Source organism: Prevotella dentasini JCM 15908 (assembly GCF_000614065.1).
GTDB lineage: Bacteria > Bacteroidota > Bacteroidia > Bacteroidales > Bacteroidaceae > Prevotella > Prevotella dentasini.
The window spans coordinates 46,153-69,823 of record NZ_BAKG01000012.1; the positions used below are offsets into that span (position 1 = coordinate 46,153).

Sequence of the window (23,671 nt, forward strand, 5' to 3'; positions counted from 1 at the left end):
TGTTACTTTTCTTTACTTTGTTCAACTTGCTTGTCAATGATTCTCTTTACTTGCCCAAACGATACTGGGGTAAAGTTGTTATTGTCCACTCCTACGTCGTATTGTGTTGGATAGAGATACTGTAACCTTCCGGCATCTATTCCTGTGTTGTTCTTTCGTGTATGGACATGACCGAACAACTGCCAGACATCCTTGTAACTGCCTTCAAAACAAAGGAAAGGATAGTGACAGAGGTATATTCTCTGCTTGCCGACTTCGATGTGCATCTGCATGGCTACATGCTCAAAGCGACTGATGAATCCTTGTCGAATATTCTTCAAATCGTGGTTACCCATGATTAGATAAATTTTGCCATTCAGACGGTCGAGTATCTTTGTCCATTCTGCTGCGCCGCCCAGGCAGAAATCGCCCAAGTGGAAAACGGTATCATCTTTACCTATCACGTTGTTCCAATTTGCTATCATTACTTCGTTCATCTGCTCTACGTCCTTGAACGGACGATTGCAGAACCTAATAATGTTCGCATGATTGAAGTGCGTATCTGATGTAAAGAACGTATGTTCTGCATTAAACTTGAAATTCATTTCCTTCTTTGTATTATTCTCTCCATGCCCCATCTGGAGCACGGAGAGAGTTTGTTAATTAATCGAGTATGTATGCCTGGCTCATATAGACCTTCTTTACCAACTCGGTGGAAAGCTTGTTCATCTCTTTGTTGAGCAATTTCTGTTCGCTCTTTTCGAGACAACCATACTCACCGCCATGTTCCTTCAGGAAATCCTCGAGTACATCCTTAGAGAACAGACCCATAATCTTTCCGAAGTCTTTAGGCACATGTACTTCACCGATGTGGCTCACCACATTTGCCAAACGCTGCTCGGTAACGTATGCCTCCACCTCAGGGATGAGTGCCTTCAAGGCTTCGCTGTAAGGAACAGGTTCGGCAAAGAGCTTGTTGCGTTTCTTCACGCTCTTCTTTTCGGCAAAACGCTCGTTCTTGCTCTTGATGAGCACCCTACTTCCATTTCTCAGGTACATGGGAACAACAGGTCGTATCACGATACCCTCGCAGATATTGTCCTCGATAGCAGGGAAGCCAAGCCATTCGGCAATCTTGCTCTGGAAAGCATTAGGGTATTTGAGGCATTCGCCGAGAGTACCCTTAAACAGAGTCCTGGCATAGAAGAATCCGTGTTTGTCGAAAAACTCGTTTACTTCATCTACAGGCAGATACCTACCGCCATCCTCGTTGATGACATAGATGTCAAAACCATAGAACTCATGCTCAGGAGTGTAGCATACACCCTTTTGGATGAGAGACAACTTGCGGTTTGGCTGCACATCCTTGTGAGGATAGGTTCCACCAAACATCTCACCGAAGACATTAACGCTCCTCACGTCCTCATATCTGCTGAGGACATCCTTGGTAAGGGCCATGACTTTATCCTTGTACCGCTCAAGCAGTTCGGGATAGTCGTAGAACATCTCCTCAGCTTCCAGCATGGAGGTACGCTTTGCAAACCTTACGTTCTCTCCGTCGCAGAGGAAACTGGTATTGGCACCATGTACCTTTTCCTGTACCACATATTCCAAATCGGTTGGCATCTCTGCACGATGCGCTCCATGAACTCTCTGTTGAAGGAATTCTCGATGGAGCTGTACTTTTTGAATTCTAACATTTCTTTGTTCCTTCTTGTTTTTGCGCATCGCTGCGCGGTTAATAATTGATTGACTACATATTGTGCCGTAGGCAGGCCGATGAGGAGAAGTCTTGTCGGTGGTAAGTCGACAGTGTTCATGGTTGTGATAGGCACAAACGAAAAATGGTTGGAAAGCATTGCTGACTTTCCAACCACTTCGTTAATCTCGTGTTTGCACGTACAATTATGTCAGGAGTAATCCACCCCCTCCTCGTGCAATATGGAAAGTCTTCCTATCTGAATAGCGTGGTGCAGCAATGCTTGACGTATGCATATAGGAATCGCATTCAAGGCACCATGTGCTCTGAATGTTCAATCCGCCTAATGTGTTAAATTTCTGTCTCTGCATTACTGCTATTTTTATGGATTTTCGTAAAATTGGCTGCAAAGGTACACTTTTTCGTATAACTGACCAAAATTTCAGGGAATTATTTTAAGAGGCATTATTGCTTATACACTTGTGTATAAAAAAGTCTGCGTGACCAAATGATTCCAACAATAAGAGATCCATTTGGGCGTAACTTTTTATCTTCCTACTCCAGCAGAGCGTTTTTTCCCTCTTGGTTTAACCATTGCAGAAGCTGTAGCGATACAGCGTACCCACCATCGCTCATCATCCTCATCCTTCTTCTGTTCCCATCCAGACAAGTTCGACACGCCACCGCCACCACATGATTCTGCGTAAGAGGTGGCCAGCTTGACATAGTTGACAGCCAGCAACATGGCACAGTTGGCTATATTTTGAACGTTTTCGGTAAGGTCATAATAACCCTTTTCTCGTAAGATGTCACGTTGCCTATCGTTTAGAGTCGGAATGATTTTCTGCATAGTCTTAGCCAGCATCATATTGTAAGTACTGGTGATTCCCATACGGATGCGTGCTGCCTCCCTATCAATATCATCACCTTCTCTTTCCAAGGCTCTTTGATGCTCTCGTTTCAAATCAAAGAGTTTTTCTCGAATATTCTTAAGGCTGACACTCGTTTCTTCTAGCATCTTGGAACGCTCAGCAATCTTACTGTCAATGTTTTCCATCTCTTGACGAAGGCTCTTAATACGAGCTGTCAGAACAATGTTGTCCGTGCCTTCCTCACCTAAACTACGGGCGATTTCCTCTATCCCTCTTTGGATGGATGCACGACGCTCCTGAAGATTGGCCATCATTGTTGTCAGGCTTTTCAGTTTACGTTCCTTTTGTTTGATTTCGGCAGCTAAACCTATCTTCCGGCTTTCAAGCCGGTTCACGTCATTCACAAGTTCCCGCTTGTATTCGTAGGTGGATCGGTGACGGGCACCAGTTTCTCTGATACTGTCACCTCGTTCCAGTCCCCACTTCATACTAACCTCTTTTGAGAACTCATCGTGCAGTTGGGAAAACAGCTGCCCCATCTCATACCTGTTTTGCCCAAATACAGAACGCCACGAAATGCGGTTCTTCTCCCGGTCTAATGGAATAAGCGTACAATGTGCGTGAACATTGGTCTCGTCAAGATGGACGTAGAAGCTAACGATGTTCTCTTCGCCGAAGCGGTGGGCAACAAAGGCATACACATCTTTTGCCCATTCCTCGATGTCATTGTTCCTTGTCAAGTGGGAGTTATCGGCACCCTTGTCAAGGCTCAATGTCTGGTTTCCGAAAGCGAGTTCGTTCATACGTTCTCGGCTCCCACCAAAGATAAATTGGGCCAGAGTGTTCTGCCGACGGCGGACATTCTCTCGGGCATTAGGGTCTTTTATTCCACGTGCTGCAAGATTGTCTGCCATCTTCTGCATGATGGACTTCGACTTGTCGATTGGTTGGACGATGCCACTACGAGCCACCTCAAAATTCAAGTGAGTTCGTGTCGGGTCATAGTTCGCCATCGGGTCATTTGATTTCTTCCGGAGGAAGTCTTCACTCCAGTTTCGTTGCTGTTCGTTACTCTCTGCCTGGCTGATGCCATCAGAGTTTGGACGTATGTCCATTACCTGTTTTTTGTTCATAATGTTTTCCTTTAAATTGTTTGTTATTGGTATTATTATCTGAGCTTGCTCCCCGAATGGGATAACAATTATGTTCTCACCTACTCGCGTTAATGGAAGTTAACGCATATTAGGCTATGCGATTCGTAGAATCACTCTCTTCCCTCTATTCGATTTTGGCTCCTTTGATGAACAAGTTCATCTGCCACAATCGCCCTTACCATATTCGACATATTGATGGAGTTCATCACAATATGTCCCATTGATTCCCTCATGGGAACGAGAGCATTTGTGGCATTCTGGATTCCTGCCGTGCCATCGTTTTTCCTGTGCCATCAGGAATGATTTCATGGCTTCGTCATCCTCTATTTGTGGAGGTGGTTCTGATTTTACCTCAGATTTGGATATTGGTTTCATCGCATCTTCGTCAATGGAAGAAACACCTACCACCTCCAGATTAAGTGCCTTGACGAGCAATGCGATGTTGGGATTGGCATCCTCCATTCTCATCAATGCTGCTTCCTCTTCGGTTGGGCGTAGGTGTTGCTGGCTGAGAACCATCTGGGCAATGGTGTGGCAATCGCCTTGTACATTCTCCATCACATCTGAGAGATGAAACTGGAGATTGGGAACTGCTTGCAGCATTTCTTGCCATTTGTTATACTCACCTTTGTTGGGGAATACTACCACGGTTTTTCCGACAAGAGGGAACAAATCGGTAGGAGTCGTTTGTTCTTTTCCAGTTGCAAGCCAAACGTATGGCGTTGGGAAACAACTCATAACGGCAGCAGTCAGTTCATCCGTCACCAGTGCAACCGTCTGGCTGGGGAAGGCACCAAGTAAGTGCTCACCAAACATACAAGTCGGTCGCCCATCTTGATAGTACCAACTGTCATCATAGACCTTGCCTATTTCGTTATCCATTGTGATGATGTGACCATTAGTAATCTTGTTCTCTGCATTGATGTGCCAGAATATTGATTCGCCTTCCTCTGTAGCACCAATTGGATAGCGTTTCATCAGAGCCTCTAACTTATCTTGGTCAAACCAGACGAAACCGCAGAGGTATTCAAAGAATGAACTGCTGAAACTCGTAATCTCCGTTTTCATAGGCTATCCTCCTTCCAGTTGATTCCATACTGCGAACAGATATGGAAGAACGTACCGATCTTGATATTGCTGACATTGCGCAGAAGATTGTCGAACTTCTTGTCTGTCTCAGATGCTTTGTACTTCGCATTTTGCGAACTGACTATATGGAACAGACTACGTCCACATTCACCAAGTGATGCCAAGGCTGCACCCACATGGAACCATTCATCGTAGGTGGCGGTAATGTCGATGCTACGGTCTTCAATTATATGGCAGCACTTCTCGACCTGTTCCATGTCGTCACCACTATATGCACTGGAACTGTGGTATGCCGGTTTGGGTTCCACCCACACCTTAGTATATAATGTAGCATCCTCATTCACATACGGCTCCGGGTCGTAGGAGATGAAGCGCATCCTGTTCACGTTCTTGCATGCTTTGTCAATGATTAGTCCGCTGTTGGCGAAGTCATGTTTCAGGGCTTCGAACTGATCCTCGTGCTTATCAGGATAGGCAATGCGGAAGATGGCAAACCAACCTTTGCCACGGATGCTGCGACCCGCATAGAGTATTTGGGGGATGTTATGCCACTCATGCTTCAGGTCATCGAACCAGTCAACGTCCATGTTGTCTTTCTTGTCGATGTCGATACAGAGTAGGGTCGAGTGGGCCACGAGGTTTTCCGCTTTACATGTAGGAGCAAATGTGCCTGAGATGGTTGCCACGGGCAGTTGCAACTTCAAGCGCTTTTGTTTATCTTCATCTGATATGGAACGAATATACTCAATCTGTTCCTTGTGCTGGTCGTTGAAGAGGAAGTCGCGCAGGGAAATTTCCGTGCCGACATTGTCTTCCACGTTTCTATAATAGCTAATCTTCGTATCAAATAAACTTTTCATCGTTATTCAAAATTTAAGTTTGTTGTTGTAGTTGTAGCTTGGCTTAAAGTCTTGTAAATACGGGGCTTAATGCTACAACAAGGGTACAACCATATAGATGAGATTCCATGATGGAGATAAGAGCACCTTGGTTGTAGGGTGGTTGTATGCTTATGCCCTTTATCCACAGGCTATTACTGACATCTACAACTACAACCATTATTCTTCCTTTAGGGTTTTGTTGACATACTGCTGTGACACACCGAGGACTTCGGCAAGAGCGTTCTGCGACTTGATTTTGAACTGCCGACTGACAGCCCGAAGCAGGTCGCCGTTGGTCATCGGACGCTGTGTGGTTGCCGAGCCTCGCAACAAAGGATATATGCGTTCAACATGAATCTGGGTAAAGTAATCGGCAATGCGAATGGCATATTCCATGCATTCACCTGTGACAACAGGTTCATTCCAATGCTCAGACAGCAGATGTGCCATGATAGCCAGACGCAGCACATGAATGTTCATCTTCTGCCTCACACCACCGATGTAGTCATCCTCTTCCGCATCAGCCTTCATGTCGTTGGCATCTGCATAGTCTGCGTAGAATCTTTCAGCCTCATGGGACAGCAAGAGCGGTAAAGATTCCATACAGAACAGCCTTCCTATGATGTCACTCCAGTTGTCACGCATTTCCTGTGTCATCCGTCTGCGATCCTGTCTTTTGATAAACTCTGCTTTGTCAGGATAGACGAAAAGGAAACGCTGGGTGAAGCCCGAATCCATCAAGGCATCAGTGCCAAAAGTCTTGCCGAGTGGTCCTGGTTGAATACCACCAATGATACTCATGGCTGGATTATCAACCAACTTGGTATCTTCCGACTTTCGGTTGATGGTAAAGCTGACATTCGACCAAGTGGACAGCAGTTGAGACACTTCTGTTCCTGAACCGTTACCACCTTTGGAATATCGCCCGAAAGAATCAATGAAGGACTTCAGTTCATCGGCAACAATGACAATCATGTCACCTTGCGCCAGCAATGCATTACGAGACTCTGGGGAACTATCGCCAGCCACTCGTTGGTGGAATATCAGTTGTTCACCGCTATAGTTCCTATCCTCTCGTTTGCTTTGGTCATAAACTGTCTTCGCCTCCGAATACTTGGCAAAGTTAGCTTTGTCATGTTCCCGTAGAGGACTGGTGACTTCCTTCAACGGTCCTGTCTTGTTACGACTCGGCTTACCAACCATACAGATGAAGTCACAAGGATAATTGGTGTATGGGTTGGTGGCAAGCAGCACTTTCTTTCCTGCCGCAATACCAGCCGTTGTCAGACAGATGGCAACGACAAAGTCCTGTGGGCAACCGTATGACTCGGCAACCGTCCGAATATATTCCTGCACAGATTGTGACAGCCAGTCAATTGGTAGCGTTGGTTCTGTGAAATTCGAAGCTTTTAGGTGTTGTACCTCTTTTGGCCTTTCGGTAGGAATGGGCAATGACTCAGGAGGCACAAGGGATGGCGGTTGCTCATATGGCGGAGTAGGCAGAACTTTACTCGTAGGCTCCACCTTCTCCACCTCGGCATTAACCATAGAGAGGAAGTCGGGCTGTCCTCCCACAAATGGCATGACTTGCTCACTCATCTTTGGACTTGTTTATTTCACCATTTAGCAATGCCAGAACATCGCTGTATTTGTACATCACACGACGGCCACCAATCTTTCTGGAATGGAGATGCCCCTGCTTATCCCATCGCCAAAGGGTGGTGAAGTTCACATGCAAGATGTGAGCTGCTTCTTCACGAGTGATGAAACGCTCACCTTCTGGGACATTCATCCATGTCTCCAAGTCATTCTGTGCATTCTTTGTTTGAGCTGCCACGATGTTTTGGGCCATCTCGTTCACCAAAGCGTCAAGGTCTTCCCTCGACATTACAACCAGTTGGTTGCCTAAGATCCTATTATCAGATTGCATAATCACGTTTTTTTTGAAGTGAAAGTTTTGTTTGTTATCTCTCATTCGCTCGATGTCTTATGCACGGATCCTTTTGCATTTCAGATTTAATGAAGTGTCGCGTCCGACAATCCTGTAATCTGAGGCACCGCCACGAAATCGAATGCAAAATTAGAGTGCTGCAAGCTCCAAGAAGAAAAACGCATCAAAAACCAGCCATTTTTGCCCTCACATTTCAAAATTGGTTCTAACGAGGAGGGCAATTAGAACCAACATTTTGAATCTGGGAGATTCGTGAGTCATAACAAGACAAGTAAGACACAATATGACTCTTTGTCGTTTACATCCGTATTATCTACGATTATGTTGGAAAGGATTATAAGTATGCTCTTGTCCAAAGGGTTGACATCTTCATCTATCGTGAGGAAAAGAAGTTCATGACATCCAAGAGTTCAAAGTGGCAACGAGGTAGAAGGATCGTGTCGTATCTGATAGAAGTGTTTAGGGCAACACCAAATATAATAAACACTCCCTAGTCCAAGAATAGTCAGGGGAAATAATGGTTTTGTGATAAAAAAGGTGAAAATATAGCAAAAAATCAAGCTTTATTAATTCTGTTTTATAGAAAATGCTTAATTTTGTAATCCAAACTTAATAAAATCACATAATTCTTATAAAATATAATTTATATGAGTATCAGTAAAGATGTCATCAAACAATGCCTAATCAGTAAGCAACGTGAGGTGGATGAGGCGGTGATAGTGAATCGTCCCGTTGAATTCGAAGAGAACGGCAACTATGTGATAGTTGGCGTGAGACATGCGGGCAAGTCGTACCTGCTGTATCAGCGTGTGCGTCAGTTGCAGGCTGCCGGAATGAGATGGGACGAGATTCTGTTTGTGGACTTTGAGGATGAACGTTTGGCGGAATTCCAGATAGAAGACTTCAACAGCCTGCTGGAGGCCCATCTGGAACTGTATGGTAAGAAGCCGGTGGTGTTTCTGGACGAGGTACAAAACATTCCGCACTGGGATAAGTTTGTGCGCCGACTAGCTGATGCGAAATACCGTGTTTATGTGACGGGCAGCAATGCGAAGATGCTGAGCAAGGAGGTGGCAACCACGCTGGGCGGACGATTCTTTATCTATGATGCGTACCCATATTCATTCAAAGAGTATCTGGCAGCGCAGCATGTCGAGTTAAAGGAACATTGGGAGTATGACACTATCCAGAGAAGTGAGGTGAAACGACATCTGAATGAATACTTCTATTACGGCGGTCTGCCAGAAATTCAGTCGTTTAAAAACAAAAGGGCTATGCTTTCAAGTCTTTACCAGAAGATCTACCTGGGTGACATCTGTGCGCGAAACAACATTAAGAACGACAGGGTGCTGAACATCCTAATCAAGAAGATGGCAGAGAGCGTGAAGCAACCGCTGTCGTATAACAGGCTGAAGAATGTGATTGTGTCAACGGGGTCGCCCATCAGTGTGCCTACTACGATAGACTATGCGGGTTATGCCGCTGACAGTTGGCTGATACTACCCATGGAGAACGAGGTGGGTAAGCTGACGGAGAAGGAAACCCAGAAGAAATACTACTTCATAGACAACGGGTTGCTGAATCTGTTCCTGATGAACTCAGAAACTTCGCTGCTAGAGAACATGGTGGCTGTGGAACTCTGCAGGCGGTTTGGCAAAAAGAATGTGTTTTTCCTGAACGCGGAGAAGGAGATAGACTTCATTGTGCCTGACGAGAAGTTGGCCATACAGGTGTCCTACAGCATCAAGGATGAGACCACTTACAACAGGGAGGTGCCACCACTGGCGAAGTATGCCAAGGCGCATAATGACTGGAAGTGTCTTCTGATTACTTACGACGAGGAGGGCACGGAAGAGGGAATACCCGTGGTGCCAGTGTGGAAGTGGTTGATGAAGGTGTGACTAATTGGCGAAAGTTTGTAAAGAATCTCTATTATTGCTAATTGTAATTTTGAGAATATGTTGTTTTTCGATACTTTATACCTAATTAAAGGTCATAGATTAAGGAATGAAGGTACAAGAAACTAAAAAAACAGAAGTGGATAAGGTTCAGGTCGAAGAGATTCCTAAGGAATATCGAACTCTTCTGTCCCCTTGTAACATACCTGCGGGTGACACATCTCACCTTGCCGTGGATGACCTGAAGTTCGCTTTAGAGCAAAGCGACTCCAGAAACATTGCTGTGACGGGGCACTATGGTTCAGGAAAGAGCTCTGTCGCCAATACTTGCATCAACGAGATGGGGATTGGCGATAAAGTGCTTCGTATCTCCATGTCAACCTTCTCTTTGCCAGTTGATACTAAACCCGTTGGAGATAATCTGTATTCGGATGATATCGAATACAAGATAGTCCAGCATCTTCTCTATAAATGTGACAAGGCAAAGATACCTCATTCCGGATTTAAACGGATACGCCTGCCAAAAGAAGTCAATTTCAGTTCATACGTTACATATACCCTCATTGCATTCGTATGTTATATCATAGCCTTTGAACCAACGATTTTCCAGATAGACAGTTTCTATGATGCTTATCACAAATTGTTTGGTAAGGAAGTTGGTTGGTGGATAAATCTGATAGCAGATGCGGTGGCTGTCGCTTATTTGATTCGATATCTGTGGGAAGTAGGGAAGATGCTGGCCTCTAAACTACATCAGATAAGGAGTGTTAAGGTCGAAGCAAAAGGTGTCAAGCTAGAGGCATCTAAGGATGCTGAAGTTTCTGTCTTCAACAGGTATCTGGATGAGATAGTCTATATCATCCAGTCAAACAAATATGACTATATTCTATTTGAGGATTTGGATCGATTGGACAACTCAGACAGGCTTTTCCTAAAAATCAGGGAACTGAACATGCTGATTAATGAGTCGGAAACATTCAAGTCCCAGAAGAGAGTTGTCAGATTCATATACGCCATCAGGGATGATGTGTTTACGAGAGAGTTGCGCACAAAATGTTTCGACTATATTGTAGCTGTTGTCCCTGTTGTGGATTATTACAATGTGACCGACTATCTGATTAAACAATATAAGAGTAAAGGTCTGTTCAAAACAGTAGAGACGCCTGTGTTGGAACAGTTGTTGAACAGGGTGTCGGGACTGCGTGAGTTGAAGAACATAGTTAATGAATATACGCTTTTCCAGAAGAGCCTAAAGACGCATTTGAGTGGCGATGACGAAAACTATGAACAAAAACTGCTTGCGGTTATTGTTTATAAAAATCTATTCCCTCAAGATTTTGCTAGGGCATATTTAAAGAAGGGATTGTTTTATAAGATTTTCAAGAACAAATCATTATTCAGTGAAGACGAGACAAAGGAATTAAGGGAGAAAGCGAATGCCTCAATTCATAGTATGAATGAGGCACGAGAGAAGATAATCAATATTAGAAAACAATACCTTGAAAAACTAAACGATGAGGTTGAAGTGACGAGTCTAATAAAAGATGGGTATGATTATACCTTGGGACAGGTGGCAAGTAGGGATAATCTTTTCGGTCTGTTTATTAACAATGAGTTTGATAGATATACTTATACCGACCATAACCGTGAGGAAACAGGCAGTATGACCTATAATTTCGAGTTTGATGAGATAGAGAAGAAGGTTACGGAGGACATGGGCTATTATGAGGCCATTGATGAGCTTTCGCAAGCATATAATAGGAGCAACGATGAAAGGCTAAAACTCGAAAAGGAGATAAAAGTAATTGAGAATACTGCTTTGCGGGAAGTCTTAAGAAAAATAGGTGGAGAAAAGGCCCGTGCGGTTTTCAATAAGATATATGTCAAAGAGTATCCGGCCAAAGAAAATGAGCCTCAATCTGTGAATGATGAAATGGTAGATACTCTATTAACCATGATTTATGGCGGGTATATCACTGAAGATTACTATCTCTATATTTCTAAGTTCTACGAAGGGGCAACTTCTGAGAGCGATTATCAGTTTACCAATGCAGTGTTGCAAGGTACAGAGCGACCGTTTGATCAGAAACTAAATAATGTCAAAAGTGTAATTCGCAAGTTTAGGGTTGAGGATTTTAAGAATAATAGTATCCTTAACTATGATATTCTGAACTACTTGCTTGATAATAAGGAAGAACATTTCCTGACGAGTTTCATTCAAACCGCTCGAAAGAATCCAGAGTTTATCGTGAGTTATTTCCAGATGTCGGAAAAAGTAAACGACCAGTTCTTCACACGTGTATTTGATGGTTGGGATTCTTGTGTTAACGTCATCAAAGGACAAGAAAAGACTGAGAATAGTGATGTGTTGTTGAAACTCTTATTTAGAGAGGCGCCTATTACTATAAAACTGAGTGATGACGAGATAAAATACCTTGAGGGCAAATATGAGTTCTTGCATTCTAGTATTACATTCTATAAGCTAGCCAAACTCAAGAAGTTCATAAATAAGTACAATCTGTGTTTTGAAACACTTGTAAAACCCAACAAGGAATCTCAGGATTTGTATGATTATTGCTTAACGAATAAACGTTTCGTGATTAGTAAGAAGAATCTGGGTGTTATTTTGGGTGATAGCATGATAAAGAAACCAATGACAGCAATTCTTGAACTGTCAAATGACAAGTTGAAGAAATACCTGATAAATAATCAAAAGACCATCGCTACATGGTTTGAAACGAGTTGTAACGAAGAGAGTAGAGCGGCACTGTTGTATATGATAAAGGAGGCGGTTGGCGAAGATGAATGGTTAGCACAATATCTTAGCCAGCAATTATATAATTTTGACGATGTGAGCAACCTTGACAAAAAGTCCGTGGAATTGATTCTGTCTGCGGATAAACTGGCAGTTAAATGGCATAGCGTTCTTGACGCATATCAAGTATTAGGGACACTGGATAATACTCTGAACGAATATCTGACAAGACATGCTGCTGTTCTGTCAAAAGAAAGGTGTGTGGGAGATGAGAACCTAGTGGCGTTGGTGCATCAACAATTATTTACCGGAGATAAACAATCGATGAATGAGTTTGTTAAGTTGTTGCGTAGTTTTGACATGCCTTTCACTCTGGAGGAACTTGGGGAGATGATGATGAAAGAATCGCTGAAGTTGTAAGGCAGAAAAAAGTAAATGCGGATCCCGAAATATTTAAGCATTTGAACCTTAATTGCTCTTATCAAGTTGCTGACGATTATCTCATCCTTCACTATGATACACTCATGGATGATGAAACTATTGAGTGGGACAATTATATGAGGAATAGTATGGGTATTCGTATCCTTAATAGCAAGTTGACTCTGGAGCAAAAGAAAAGATTCCTAAATGAATGTTTGTTTATAACAAAAGAGGGCCAGGATGCATGGGAATTAGCTAAATTGGTATGCTTCTATTATAACCAATGTGGAGTTGATGGGGCAGATAAAGAGCTAGTGGTGGATGCAATGGCAATCTACCAGGGAGCTGATAGCTGGGAACAGAAGGTAATTCTAATCAATAAATGTAATGCCGCATGGGAGTATAATACTGAATGTGAAAATAGACTCTTAGATGGATTAGGAGGTGAGTATCACAAACTAACCTATGCTCGTGGCTGGGCTAGCTTTGATATAAATGAACATAATTTCACGTTGTTGGACTACCTGAAGGGGAAAGGACATTATATCAGTAAGGTGGAAGAAAAAGAGGGCCAGTATTATGTGACTTTTAAACATAGCTAACATGGAATAGGAAGAATGTTGGCTAGTAAGATACAATGAAGTGCTGGCGTTCATGGAGCGTGAGCACCGTAAACCTTTAAAATACTTTCTTCCTTCTGTGAATAATATACAGATGAGGCGCTTAAGCTGAGTATCCAGAAAGTGGTGGAGGTGAAAGGCCGCTCTTGCGTGAGTTATACGACCATGTTGTTAGAATACTGAATTAATCCTGCTTTTGACTAGAAAAAACGATGCAAATCGCTCCATAAAGTGAACAAAATTCACTAAAAGCACTCGTTTTAGTAACTTTTAATAGCTATCAGACCTATGGTCTGAGATAAAATGAGTACCTTTGTGAGCGAATAACAAACATATTGCAATGGCAAGTAACAAAGACCTCAATCGCCTGAAGGTGATACTGGCAGAAAAAAAGAAGTCCAATCTCTGGCTGTCCAAACAGTTGGGATGTGCGCCAACTACTGTGTCTAAGTGGTGTACCAACTCGTCACAACCTCCGTTGGAATCGCTGATGAAGATAACGAGACTTCTTGACGTGGAACTTAAAGACCTTGTTAGATTTGAAGAACTTGACAAAGATGAAGAATAAATGCACTTTCTCAGGACATGAGTCGTTCCCTTGTAAGTCGCTTTGGCTTAAGAAGGGCTATGACTTTGTTGCCAATAAGAACGACTTCAATAGTCCTGATGCTGTAATAACCCTTGGCGTAGGCAAAAATATGGTTGCATCAATCCGTTATTGGCTCAGGGCTTTTGGCGTAACAGATAATGATGTTTTAACGGAACTTGGTGATTATCTTTTTGATGAAAGTAAGGGTAAGGATAAATATCTTGAAGACATCGCAACACTTTGGTTGCTTCACTTCAACTTGGTATTCTCTGAGGAAGCGACGTTGTATAAAATGTTCTTTTGTGGCGTACAGAAAGAACGCACAAACTTTGAACGTGAGCAGGTGCAAACCTACGTGAAATTGAGGATGGTGGAAGCAGGCAAGATGACTTTATTCAATGTCAATACCGTGAAGAAAGACATTGGCGTGCTGCTTCAGAATTACTGCCTTCCTCGCAAGCCACAATCCAATGAGGATTTCTCTTCGCTGCTGATTGACCTTGATCTAATTCGCCAAAGTTCAGAAGGAAAGGGCTACTACTTTAATGTCGATGGCAAGCGTAAGGTTACGAAAGAGATCTTCCTCTATGGCCTGTTGAAACTGAAAGCCCAGGAGGGTGATAACACTATCGCCTTCGATACCATACAGGAGAATGTTGGACTCGTGTTCTGTATGCAGGACTTTGAGACAATAGAGATGTTGAAGCGGTTGTCAAGAGAGTATAGCCAGTACTTCACTTATAGCGATGTTGCTGGCATCAAACAGATTCAATTCACAAAGGATTTGGACGCATATCAAGTATTAGACAATTATTATGGCAAAGACATTTAGTTTATCAGCAAACATAGAGAACGGCTTTGCCGAAGGAATGCAATACTTGGTAACGCCAAATGCGCAGAATGCCATTCACAACATTGTGAACGATTTCCGTTCTGGCATCCATTCTTTTACGATTATTGGCTCATACGGAACAGGTAAGTCAAGTTTCCTGTTAGCATTAGAATCGGATTTGCAAAAGACTGGTAAGCAGAAATATCTGTTGGATGCCCAGAATCTCTCAGATGCCAAGTCGTTTGAGATTATGAACATTGTTGGCGACTATGCTGAGATGTCAACTCTGCTGAGCAAAGCCTTGAATGTGGAAGGTAATACTACCAGCATCCTTGACAGTCTCAAAAACTACTATACCCAATGCCAGAAGAAAGGTAAGTTCCTGCTAATCGTGGTAGATGAGTTTGGAAAGGTTCTGGAACACGCAGCCAAGAACAACCCAGAGAAGGAACTGTATTTCTTGCAGAAGTTGTCCGAACTGGTAAATGTTCCTACTCGAAATATGATGCTGCTGACTACGCTCCATCAGAACTTTGGTGCATACGCCAAAGGTTTGACGGAAGCCCAAGCAAACGAATGGACCAAGGTGAAAGGACGTTTCAAAGAAATCACCTTTGTGGAGCCTGTGGAGCAGTTGCTTTATTTGGCATCAGCACAATTGCAAGAGGAAAGAACGATATCTGACGCAGAGAATGCCAAGTCTCTTTTTGAGCTGGCGAAAGAGACAAGATATGTATCCAAAGATTTCCCCTTGGAAACGGCAATACAGCTATATCCGTTAGACGTTTTCTCTGCTTATACCATCACTACCGCTATTCAGCGATACGGTCAGAATGAGCGTTCGCTCTTTACCTTCTTGGCGGCAAAAGGTACTAATTCCATTTCCGAGTTCGAACCTACAGATCATCAAACATACAATCTGCAAAAGGTTTACGACTACATTCTCTATAACTTCTATTCTTACCTGAAAGATGCCAATGCCGACTCCATGAGTTGGAGCACCATCCAAGTTTCTATAGAGCGCGTTGAAGGCCAGGATTGGGCTAACGAAGAGGAGATGCTGCAAGCCGTAAAACTCGTAAAAGCCATTGGGCTGCTGAATCTTTTCGGAACAGCCGGCTTTAAACTAACAGAACGGAACCTTACGGACTATGCGCGTGAGGCGATGGCCATAGACAATGCCAAAGAGATTATTCAAAAACTGTCGGCAAAGAAAATTATCCGTTTTGCTGCCTACAAAGAGCGCTTGATGCTTTTCGAGGGAACTGACGTTGACCTTGAAGCAGAAATACGTGAGGCTGGAATGATGGTTTCACGTCCTGTCACCTTTGTTGATGAGCTGAATATGTTCTTCAATCGTAGGATTTCTCCTGTCAAAGCCCATTTCTATCAGAAAGGCACACCTCGCTTCTTTGACTACATGATTCGTGAAGAGCCCATCGATATTGTACCTACTGGTGATACGGACGGCTACATAGAACTGATATTCTCTACACACAAGAAAGCTTTGGAGGAGATTAAGAAATTCAGTTCCGAGAGAGATCATGCCCTGATATTTGCCTATTTCACCAACACGGAGGACATCATTGACCATCTCTACAACATCAAGAAGTACATGTACCTATTGGAGCGCGTGCTTGACAAGAACGACAGGGTGGCTGTGACAGAAATCCAGAAGCTGAAGGAGTATGAGGAAACTTTGCTCAACAAGGCAATCAGCGACAACCTCTTTTCATACAAGAACAGGGTGGTTTGGGTATTTGCAGGTAAAGAACAAAAAGTACAATCGCATCGAGATTTCAACCAGTTGCTATCAAGAGTATGCAATGAGGTGTATTGCAAGACACCTGTGATGAATAATGAATTGTTCAACAAGCATAAACTCAGCGGAACGATAACTGCTGCTCGTAAGAGTTACCTCACCTATTTGACAGAGCACTACTCTGAAGGCGGAATGGGCTTCCCTGAAGACAAGTTCCCACCAGAGAAAACTATCTATTCCTCTCTGCTGTTGAATACAGGCCTACATCAGAATGGAGATTTCGCAGATGCACCAACCAACAAGGGATTTATGCCGTTGTGGGATGCCTGTGAAGAGTTCTTGAATAGCTCAGAGAACAAAGCAAGGAAGATTTCAGAGCTGATAAAGATTCTGTCTGCACAACCCTATAAGATTAAGCAAGGATTTCTGGAATTCTGGATTCCTACTTATCTCTTCATCAAGCGTCAGGACTTTGCACTCTATGATGCATCGAAAGGCGCATTCATGCCAAACGTGAATATGGAGTTTTTCGACTTGCTCCAGAAACATCCTGGCGATTTTGAAATCAAGAAGTTTGCTGTTGATGGCGTGAAGTTGGGCTTCTTCAACCAGTATCGCCGCTTCATCAACCTTGGCGATGAATTCACCATCACCAATGCTAGTTTTATCGAGACCATCAAACCCTTCCTCAGTTTCTATGTGCGACTGGACGAATACACCAAGCACACCCGAAAGTTCGATCACGAGTCAACGATGAAGTTCCGCGACGTGCTGGCGAAGGCAAAAGACCCAGAGAAAGCATTCTTCGAGGACTTACCTGAGGCTCTTGGCTTCACACAAGAAAAATTGAAACAGGAAGAGTTTATCAACGAGTATGGCAGAATCATCCAGCGAGCCATCAAGGAACTACGTTCTTGCTACACCCAGCTGATTGATCGCATTGAGGCACGTCTGGTAGAAGAGTTTGGATTGCAGAGCTATGACTATTCTGAATATATCGTTGAAGTGCGCGAACGACTGGCCCATGTAAAGACCTATCTGTTGACAGACAAACAGCGTGAGTTCTATCACCATGTAATGACAGAATACGACAATCGTACTCTGTGGTACCAGTCAATCTGCTACACAATTCTTGAGCAACGACTGGATGCTTTGAGAGATGAGCAGGAAGACAAGTTGGCTGACGACCTGGTTTATCTGTTCCGAGAGTGTGAGAAGTATTCAGACATCTCGCAGAAGATTGGTGATTCCGAGAAGAATGAGGCCTACTCATTCGATATGGTAACCAATAGGGGAACCAGCGTTAGAACTCAGACATACGTTCTGCCAGAGAAAGATAAATCTAAAGCGGATGACCTGGAACAGAAAATCAACAAACTGCTTTCTGGTGACAACAATATCGACGTTTGCGCTCTGCTGTCGATACTTAACAAGAAAATGAGTAAATGATAAAAGTAAGACATATATTAGGCATATCAGGCGGAAAGGATAGCGCAGCACTCGCCATCTATCTGAAGCAAACGTACCCATCACTAAAGATAGAGTACTATAATTCAGATACAGGTTGCGAACTGGCTGAAACGGAAACGCTAATCAATCGTTTGGAGGCCTATTTGGGTAAGATAGAGCGACTAAGGGCTGCTGAGGGCAGTCCAGAGCCAACACCATTCCATCACTTCCTGAAAGCGATGGGCGGTTTCCTTCCTTCGCCACAGGCTCGCTGGTGTACCAAGAAGATGAAGCTTGACAAGTTCGAGGAATATGTGGGCGATGACTATGCTGTATCATACGTTGGCATACGCGGCGATGAGGACAGAGATGGATATATATCTTCGAAGCCTAATATCCAAGCTATCTTCCCATTCCGCAAAAACATCTGGAGTATCGATGTCATCAACAAGTTCTTGCATAATGAGAATTTGGACCAGATAGTGGAAATCTATGAACGGCTTTGTCCTGAGGGGTTCCTTCGCGATGAGATTCTGGAAACGGTCAGGAAACCTATCACGAAGCAGTTCTACTACTCGAAGAAGATGAACGCCCTGCTGGACTACGACATCAAACTGTTCAATCATGCCGTGTTCGAGTTCCTGAAAACGACTGATTATCCAGTGGGTAAACTTGATGACTTCCCACTACTTGACAACACGGATATATTAGTGAAGGATGACATTTTCCGCCTGCTGAGAGAAAGCGGAGTTGGAGTGCCAGCCTACTATGAGGAGATTCCTTTCGAGGTTGATGGCGAGACAGGTTCCTATTGCCGCAGCCGTTCTGGTTGCTACTTCTGTTTCTTCCAGCAGAAGATAGAATGGATTTGGCTCTATGAACAGCATCCAGATCTCTTCAAGAAAGCGATGGAGTTTGAGAAAGACGGCTATACGTGGAATCAGAATGAGAGTCTTGCAGACCTCATCAAGCCAGAGCGCATTCGCCAAATTAAACTCGATATAATTCGCCGTCAAAAAGAAAGTAAGGCCAATAACAAGGGGACAACACTTGCTGAAATCCTTGGCGATGACATTATGTGTACGAACTGTTTTATATAATTAAGGTGTATGCTATACGAAGTAGATTGGGCAGAAGATGGGACATATAGACCAGGAGAGTTCAATTCTCCAGAAAAGTTTTTCAACGATTGTTTGGAAAATAGCAAGGAGTTTGACCTGCAACTTGGTTATTTCAGTTCCGCAACCATCAGCGTTCTTGCGGATGGCTTTGCCACGTTTATATCGAATGGCGGGAAAATGCGATTGGTCATCAACCATATAGTATCAGAAGAGGATAAAGATGCCATCAGTAAGGGAGTGCACGGAGGTATTATTGACTGTTTTGATTTGACTAATTTCGAGAGTTTACGCCAGACCTTCGATGAATATCAACAACAGTTCTTTGAGTGTTTGGCTTTCCTTATCTATAACAAACGTATTGACATACGTATCATCAAGCCAAGAAATAAGAAAGGAATCAGTCACACAAAATCAGGTCAATTCAGGGATGGTGATAGCATAACCTCCTTTACTGGATCTGCCAACTTTACCATTAGCGGATTATTCAATAATCTCGAAGAAATAAAGATTGACCGTAGTGATTCCATAGACATGATGGTGCAAAAACGCATTATGAGCCAGCGTGATGAATTTGACACCATAATGAATGGCAAGAAGAAAAACGTAGAATATCTCTCTCCAGAGAAACTGGTTTCTGCTATCACGACCAACTATGGTGATAAAGACATTGAGGAACTGTTGGATGTCGAGGCTAAACTTCGTAAGATTAAACATGAGAGAGCTGTCCGTGAAAGACAACAGGGCAAAAATGTTGTCTGTGAAGTTCATGATATAGCCCCCTCTTTCCCATACCCGCAAGGTCCTCGTGAATACCAAAAGATTGCATTTGAGAATTGGAAGAACAACAAGCAAAAAGGGTTGTTTGCCATGGCTACAGGTACAGGTAAGACTATTACCTCTTTGAATTGCCTTTTCGAGATTTATCAGCGTAAGGGCTACTATAAGGCCATTATTCTCGTTCCAACTATCACTCTTGTCAATCAATGGGAGCAGGAATGTAGAAAATTTCGTTTCTCCAATATCACTAAGGTCTATTCTAAGAACCTGACATGGCGAGATGAAGTAGAACGTATTCTCTTCAACGGGAAATATAAGACAGATAAAGAGCCAGAGGTCTCATATATTATTATCTCCACCTATGCCTCATATGCGAGGGAGAAGGTTTTCAACGTCCTGAATGGCTTTGACAAGAAACGTCTACTGTTGATAGCCGATGAGTGCCACAATATGGGTTCCGGTTCGCTGGTCAAGCGACTAAAAGATATTCCATATCTTAGGCGCATCGGTCTGTCTGCCACCCCAGAACGTCAGTTCGATGATGAAGGCAACGAGAAATTAAGGAAGTTCTTTGGTTCCGAGGAGAGTTATACCTATGAGTATAGTATGGAGGAAGCCATCAATAAGGGTATTCTTTGTAAGTACATGTACTATCCTCACTTGGTTCAGCTAACCCAGGAAGAGATGGATGCATACGTGGAACTAACCGATAGAATTGCCAAATACTTCAATTTCGACAAGGGACGCTTTGATGATATCGACGATAAATTGAAAATGCTTTTGTTGGCTCGCAAGCGGATTGTTCATAAGGCAGAGAGAAAACTCGATGTCTTCAAGAATATTATAGAAAAACGCTATCAGACAAAAGGAAATCTGAAATATACCTTAGTCTATGTTCCAGAAGGCAATATGCCAGACTATATTGGGAGCAATGACGATTTTGACAGGTCGGAAGACATTGGTGATGACAACGATGCAGAGCACCTGATTAACCAATATACCCAAGTGGTTACGGAAGTAGATGACCATGTGACGGTAAGAAAATTCGTTTCTGGCCAGAAGGACAGAGAAGAAATCCTGTCTGATTTTGCTGACGGGAAATTACAAGTGCTCACATCTATGAAATGTCTTGATGAGGGTGTCGATGTACCACGCAGTGAACTGGCTATTTTCTGTTCTAGTACAGGTAATCCCCGCCAATTCATTCAACGTCGTGGCCGAGTGTTAAGAGCACATCCAGATAAGAAGATGGCAGAGTTGCATGACCTTGTAGTCGTGCCTGAACTTAACCCGAATAGCACCAGTTTCAGGATGGAGCAGTCTCTTCTTCGTGGCGAGCTGATGCGAGTAAATAATTTCGCACTTCTTTCAGAGAACCCATCGTTCTCGGAGATGGAGCTGAGAGATGTGATGAATCATTACGGTTTGAATCTTTATAACAACAATCATTTATGAGTAATAAGGAAAGAATGTTGCACATGGTTCTTGATGACCCTAAGTTACAAGAACTTTATGATTATGACAAGTCAGAGTATGAGGACTTGTACCAAGCTCTAAACTCGGAAAATGTCATTGTGGCTGCTGTCGCCAGAATCATCAAATACCTAGATGGCTCGACTGACGAGAGCGATCAGAAGAAAGTATACATGACTGTGTTTAACTACATCAACGAGAACTATATCCTATGATTATACAAAAGATTGAAATAGAGAATTTTCGAAGCTATTATAAACAGAATGCTTTCGAACTGACAAACGGGCTCAATCTTATCATCGGATCTAATGGCGATGGTAAGACCACGTTCTACGAGGCCCTTGAATGGCTATTCCGCACTGATGGTACTAACAAAATGGATACCAAGTTCATTTCCAAAAAGCGCATAGAGGAACTTTTTGCCAATGAGTCTGATGACGTGAGGGTTGCCATGACATATGAGCACAAGGGTAAGATAAAAATTCTTGAGAAGATGTTTCACTTCACCAAATCGTTTGACGGGGAAGTTAGCACATCCAATTATTCTTTCTCTCTCATTGAAAATGTCGGAGTGGAGCGTGTCGTAAAAGACGGTATACGCTTCGACTATGACCTTCCTTCTGAGATCCGGAAATACACAATGTTCAAAGGAGAGAGTGACCTTGACGTGTTTCAAAACTCCAATGCATTGAAGATGCTCGTCGAAACCTTTAGTGACGTGAAAGATTTCGAAGCGTACTTTGCTTTCATGGAGTATGCTACAAAGAAGGCCGACCAAGCTCGTGACAATGCCCAGAAATTAGATAAGAAGAATACGGACAGGATTAAGCAGCTTAACAGAACCATTGAATTTGAAACAGGTACTCTTTCCGATATTGAACGAGAGATAAAGAATAAGGAAAATGAAGCTGTGAACTTTGACAGTCTTTTGAAGAGCATTGAACAAAGCAAAGAGGCATCAAAACTGCTCGTTGCTGTTAATCGCAGGATAGAGACTCTATCACAGAAACGTTCTCAGATACAGGGACGTATTGACGAGAACTATACTATCAACCTCCTAGATGATATGTGGATCCTAATGGGGTTTGCCGATATTGCAGAAGAGTATTCCAGTAAAGTCAGTGAGGTAGATAAGAAGCGAAGGAAGTTGGAGCAGAATTATCTCTTTACGGCAGGGCAAGAAAAGGCAATTAAGAAGATGCAGACGGACTTTGTTCCGCTACCAGTCCATATTCCTGGTCAGAAGGTCATGCAGGAAATGTTGGATGAGGAAGTATGTAAAATCTGTGGTCGCCCTGCCAAAAAGCATTCTGAAGCATGGGAGTTTATGCTTCATCGCCTTGAAGAATACATGGAATCCTTAAAGGTTCCGGAAGACGAGGAGATAGCACCATTCTATATGAACAATTATATTGTCGAACTCCAAAAGCGTGACACGACACTCAATGACAATCTTTCAGAGATTACCCGCCTCCGGCATAAAATTCAAGAAGCAATTGCCTTCAACAACCGAATGCATGATGAGGTTAAGAAGATTGACGCGAACCTGAATGTGGAATTTGAGCAGAAAAAACGAATACTTGCCCAGACAGACGGCCTTACTGAAGAACAGTTGCTTGCCAATTATGAAAATATCTCTAACTGGGTTGAGCAAAAGAACAAAGCCGAAAATCGGATTGACTTCTTGAAGAGGCAGAGGCTCAGCACCGTGCAGCTTTAGACGAGGCTCAGGATGCTCTCAGTAAATTAGCAGAGGGTACTTCTGCTGCTATCTATGCCAAAACAGCACAGATTATTCGCCAAATTTCAGAAGCATTTAAGTCTGCTAAGGAAACCAATAAAAAAAGGTTACTCCATGCCATCGAGGATGAGTCAAACGAGTTCTTAGAGAAGCTTAACTCCAATGACTTCAAGGGTACGATTCGGATTATAGAGAAAGCCAACGGACAGGGCGAGGCCGTGCTGATGAATAATGACAACACGAGAATCTTCACACCTAACACAGCACTCCGCACTACTTACCTGATGTCCGTACTCTTCGCTATTGGTAAGCTGTCAAGTGAGAAGGACAAGACAGAGTTCCCATTGTTGTTTGACGCACCAACGTCATCATTTACAGATGCCAAAGAGAGTGAGTTTTTCAATGTAATAAGTAAGCTGAACAAACAGGTCATCATAGTCACAAAGAGTTTCCTGAAGGAAAAGAATGGTGATGCCGTTCTTGACCAAACCAAAGTAGAAGAAGTGAACGGTAGTGTATTCCGCATCGAGAAGAAAAAGCCTTTCGACGATAAGAAACTTGGTACCATTCAAACAGTAATCTCAAAAATCAAGTAGGTATGTCAGAACT

General features: G+C 43.1%; 18 protein-coding genes. 11 read left to right on the top strand and 7 right to left on the bottom strand.

Going from position 1 to position 23,671, the window contains the following annotated elements; genetic code table 11:
- Positions 1-2: 2 nt before the first annotated feature.
- The 7 genes from JCM15908_RS07350 to JCM15908_RS07380 all read right to left on the bottom strand — a co-directional run bounded on the left by JCM15908_RS07350 (position 3) and on the right by JCM15908_RS07380 (position 7,649).
- A complete protein-coding gene (locus JCM15908_RS07350) occupies positions 3-584 on the bottom strand; it encodes a metallophosphoesterase (protein WP_025002849.1) in 582 nt (193 codons plus the stop codon).
- Between the two features lie 58 nt (positions 585-642).
- Positions 643-1,707 (bottom strand): RNA ligase, Rnl2 family, encoded by a 1,065-nt coding sequence (locus tag JCM15908_RS07355; protein ID WP_084607835.1) that lies wholly within the window; start codon positions 1,705-1,707, stop codon positions 643-645.
- 518 nt (positions 1,708-2,225) lie between these two features.
- Positions 2,226-3,683, bottom strand: coding sequence for a MobV family relaxase (gene mobV, locus JCM15908_RS07360; protein WP_036892937.1), 1,458 nt, complete (start codon positions 3,681-3,683; stop codon positions 2,226-2,228).
- Between the two features lie 177 nt (positions 3,684-3,860).
- Entirely contained in the window at positions 3,861-4,772 is a 912-nt protein-coding gene (locus tag JCM15908_RS07365) for a DUF6371 domain-containing protein (protein ID WP_025002852.1), read from the bottom strand.
- A complete protein-coding gene (locus JCM15908_RS07370) occupies positions 4,769-5,653 on the bottom strand; it encodes a PriCT-2 domain-containing protein (protein WP_025002853.1) in 885 nt (294 codons plus the stop codon). The genes JCM15908_RS07365 and JCM15908_RS07370 overlap by 4 nt, the downstream gene beginning before the upstream one ends.
- Positions 5,654-5,851: 198 nt before the next feature.
- Positions 5,852-7,273 (bottom strand): DUF3987 domain-containing protein, encoded by a 1,422-nt coding sequence (locus JCM15908_RS07375; protein ID WP_025002854.1) that lies wholly within the window; start codon positions 7,271-7,273, stop codon positions 5,852-5,854.
- Positions 7,266-7,649: a helix-turn-helix transcriptional regulator gene (locus JCM15908_RS07380; RefSeq protein ID WP_025002855.1), complete on the bottom strand. Its 384-nt coding sequence runs from the start codon at positions 7,647-7,649 to the stop codon at positions 7,266-7,268. The genes JCM15908_RS07375 and JCM15908_RS07380 overlap by 8 nt, the downstream gene beginning before the upstream one ends.
- Before the next feature lie 623 nt (positions 7,650-8,272).
- Between JCM15908_RS07380 and JCM15908_RS07385 the strand changes: the two genes are divergently transcribed.
- The 11 genes from JCM15908_RS07385 (at position 8,273) to JCM15908_RS07435 (ending at position 23,658) form a co-directional block, all read left to right on the top strand.
- Positions 8,273-9,526, top strand: a complete 1,254-nt coding sequence (locus JCM15908_RS07385; RefSeq protein ID WP_025002856.1) for an ATP-binding protein — start codon at positions 8,273-8,275, stop codon at positions 9,524-9,526.
- A gap of 106 nt (positions 9,527-9,632) precedes the next feature.
- A complete protein-coding gene (locus JCM15908_RS07390) occupies positions 9,633-12,698 on the top strand; it encodes a YobI family P-loop NTPase (protein WP_025002857.1) in 3,066 nt (1,021 codons plus the stop codon).
- A gap of 104 nt (positions 12,699-12,802) precedes the next feature.
- Entirely contained in the window at positions 12,803-13,300 is a 498-nt protein-coding gene (locus JCM15908_RS07395) for a hypothetical protein (RefSeq protein WP_148295546.1), read from the top strand.
- 358 nt (positions 13,301-13,658) lie between these two features.
- Positions 13,659-13,886: a helix-turn-helix transcriptional regulator gene (locus tag JCM15908_RS07400; RefSeq protein WP_025002859.1), complete on the top strand. Its 228-nt coding sequence runs from the start codon at positions 13,659-13,661 to the stop codon at positions 13,884-13,886.
- A complete protein-coding gene (locus JCM15908_RS07405) occupies positions 13,876-14,739 on the top strand; it encodes a DUF4007 family protein (protein ID WP_025002860.1) in 864 nt (287 codons plus the stop codon). The genes JCM15908_RS07400 and JCM15908_RS07405 overlap by 11 nt, the downstream gene beginning before the upstream one ends.
- Positions 14,723-17,950 carry a hypothetical protein gene (locus JCM15908_RS07410; RefSeq protein ID WP_025002861.1) on the top strand — a complete coding sequence of 1,076 codons (3,228 nt, stop codon included), beginning with the start codon at positions 14,723-14,725 and terminating at the stop codon, positions 17,948-17,950. The genes JCM15908_RS07405 and JCM15908_RS07410 overlap by 17 nt, the downstream gene beginning before the upstream one ends.
- Entirely contained in the window at positions 17,947-19,050 is a 1,104-nt protein-coding gene (locus JCM15908_RS07415; protein ID WP_025002862.1) for an adenine nucleotide alpha hydrolase family protein, read from the top strand. Before JCM15908_RS07410 ends, JCM15908_RS07415 begins: the two co-directional genes overlap by 4 nt.
- Before the next feature lie 9 nt (positions 19,051-19,059).
- Entirely contained in the window at positions 19,060-21,303 is a 2,244-nt protein-coding gene (locus JCM15908_RS07420; RefSeq protein ID WP_025002863.1) for a DEAD/DEAH box helicase family protein, read from the top strand.
- Positions 21,300-21,536, top strand: a complete 237-nt coding sequence (locus JCM15908_RS07425; protein WP_025002864.1) for a hypothetical protein — start codon at positions 21,300-21,302, stop codon at positions 21,534-21,536. Before JCM15908_RS07420 ends, JCM15908_RS07425 begins: the two co-directional genes overlap by 4 nt.
- Positions 21,533-23,041, top strand: a complete 1,509-nt coding sequence (locus JCM15908_RS14140) for an AAA family ATPase (RefSeq protein WP_025002865.1) — start codon at positions 21,533-21,535, stop codon at positions 23,039-23,041. Before JCM15908_RS07425 ends, JCM15908_RS14140 begins: the two co-directional genes overlap by 4 nt.
- A gap of 245 nt (positions 23,042-23,286) precedes the next feature.
- Positions 23,287-23,658: a hypothetical protein gene (locus tag JCM15908_RS07435; protein WP_148295547.1), complete on the top strand. Its 372-nt coding sequence runs from the start codon at positions 23,287-23,289 to the stop codon at positions 23,656-23,658.
- Positions 23,659-23,671 lie beyond the last annotated feature (13 nt).

What these genes read in the sequence shown, in the direction of transcription:
- JCM15908_RS07435 (WP_148295547.1), top strand. Translation starts at nt 23,287, where the DNA reads ATGAATAATGACAACACGAGAATCTTCACACCTAACACAGCACTCCGC.
- JCM15908_RS07415 (WP_025002862.1), top strand. Translation starts at nt 17,947, where the DNA reads ATGATAAAAGTAAGACATATATTAGGCATATCAGGCGGAAAGGATAGC.
- JCM15908_RS07375 (WP_025002854.1), bottom strand. Translation starts at nt 7,273, where the DNA reads ATGAGTGAGCAAGTCATGCCATTTGTGGGAGGACAGCCCGACTTCCTC.
- JCM15908_RS07405 (WP_025002860.1), top strand. Translation starts at nt 13,876, where the DNA reads ATGAAGAATAAATGCACTTTCTCAGGACATGAGTCGTTCCCTTGTAAG.
- JCM15908_RS07395 (WP_148295546.1), top strand. Translation starts at nt 12,803, where the DNA reads ATGGATGATGAAACTATTGAGTGGGACAATTATATGAGGAATAGTATG.
- JCM15908_RS07390 (WP_025002857.1), top strand. Translation starts at nt 9,633, where the DNA reads ATGAAGGTACAAGAAACTAAAAAAACAGAAGTGGATAAGGTTCAGGTC.
- JCM15908_RS07355 (WP_084607835.1), bottom strand. Translation starts at nt 1,707, where the DNA reads ATGCGCAAAAACAAGAAGGAACAAAGAAATGTTAGAATTCAAAAAGTA.
- JCM15908_RS14140 (WP_025002865.1), top strand. Translation starts at nt 21,533, where the DNA reads ATGATTATACAAAAGATTGAAATAGAGAATTTTCGAAGCTATTATAAA.
- JCM15908_RS07350 (WP_025002849.1), bottom strand. Translation starts at nt 584, where the DNA reads ATGAATTTCAAGTTTAATGCAGAACATACGTTCTTTACATCAGATACG.
- JCM15908_RS07400 (WP_025002859.1), top strand. Translation starts at nt 13,659, where the DNA reads ATGGCAAGTAACAAAGACCTCAATCGCCTGAAGGTGATACTGGCAGAA.
- JCM15908_RS07410 (WP_025002861.1), top strand. Translation starts at nt 14,723, where the DNA reads ATGGCAAAGACATTTAGTTTATCAGCAAACATAGAGAACGGCTTTGCC.
- JCM15908_RS07425 (WP_025002864.1), top strand. Translation starts at nt 21,300, where the DNA reads ATGAGTAATAAGGAAAGAATGTTGCACATGGTTCTTGATGACCCTAAG.
- mobV (WP_036892937.1), bottom strand. Translation starts at nt 3,683, where the DNA reads ATGAACAAAAAACAGGTAATGGACATACGTCCAAACTCTGATGGCATC.
- JCM15908_RS07385 (WP_025002856.1), top strand. Translation starts at nt 8,273, where the DNA reads ATGAGTATCAGTAAAGATGTCATCAAACAATGCCTAATCAGTAAGCAA.
- JCM15908_RS07380 (WP_025002855.1), bottom strand. Translation starts at nt 7,649, where the DNA reads ATGAGAGATAACAAACAAAACTTTCACTTCAAAAAAAACGTGATTATG.
- JCM15908_RS07365 (WP_025002852.1), bottom strand. Translation starts at nt 4,772, where the DNA reads ATGAAAACGGAGATTACGAGTTTCAGCAGTTCATTCTTTGAATACCTC.
- JCM15908_RS07370 (WP_025002853.1), bottom strand. Translation starts at nt 5,653, where the DNA reads ATGAAAAGTTTATTTGATACGAAGATTAGCTATTATAGAAACGTGGAA.
- JCM15908_RS07420 (WP_025002863.1), top strand. Translation starts at nt 19,060, where the DNA reads ATGCTATACGAAGTAGATTGGGCAGAAGATGGGACATATAGACCAGGA.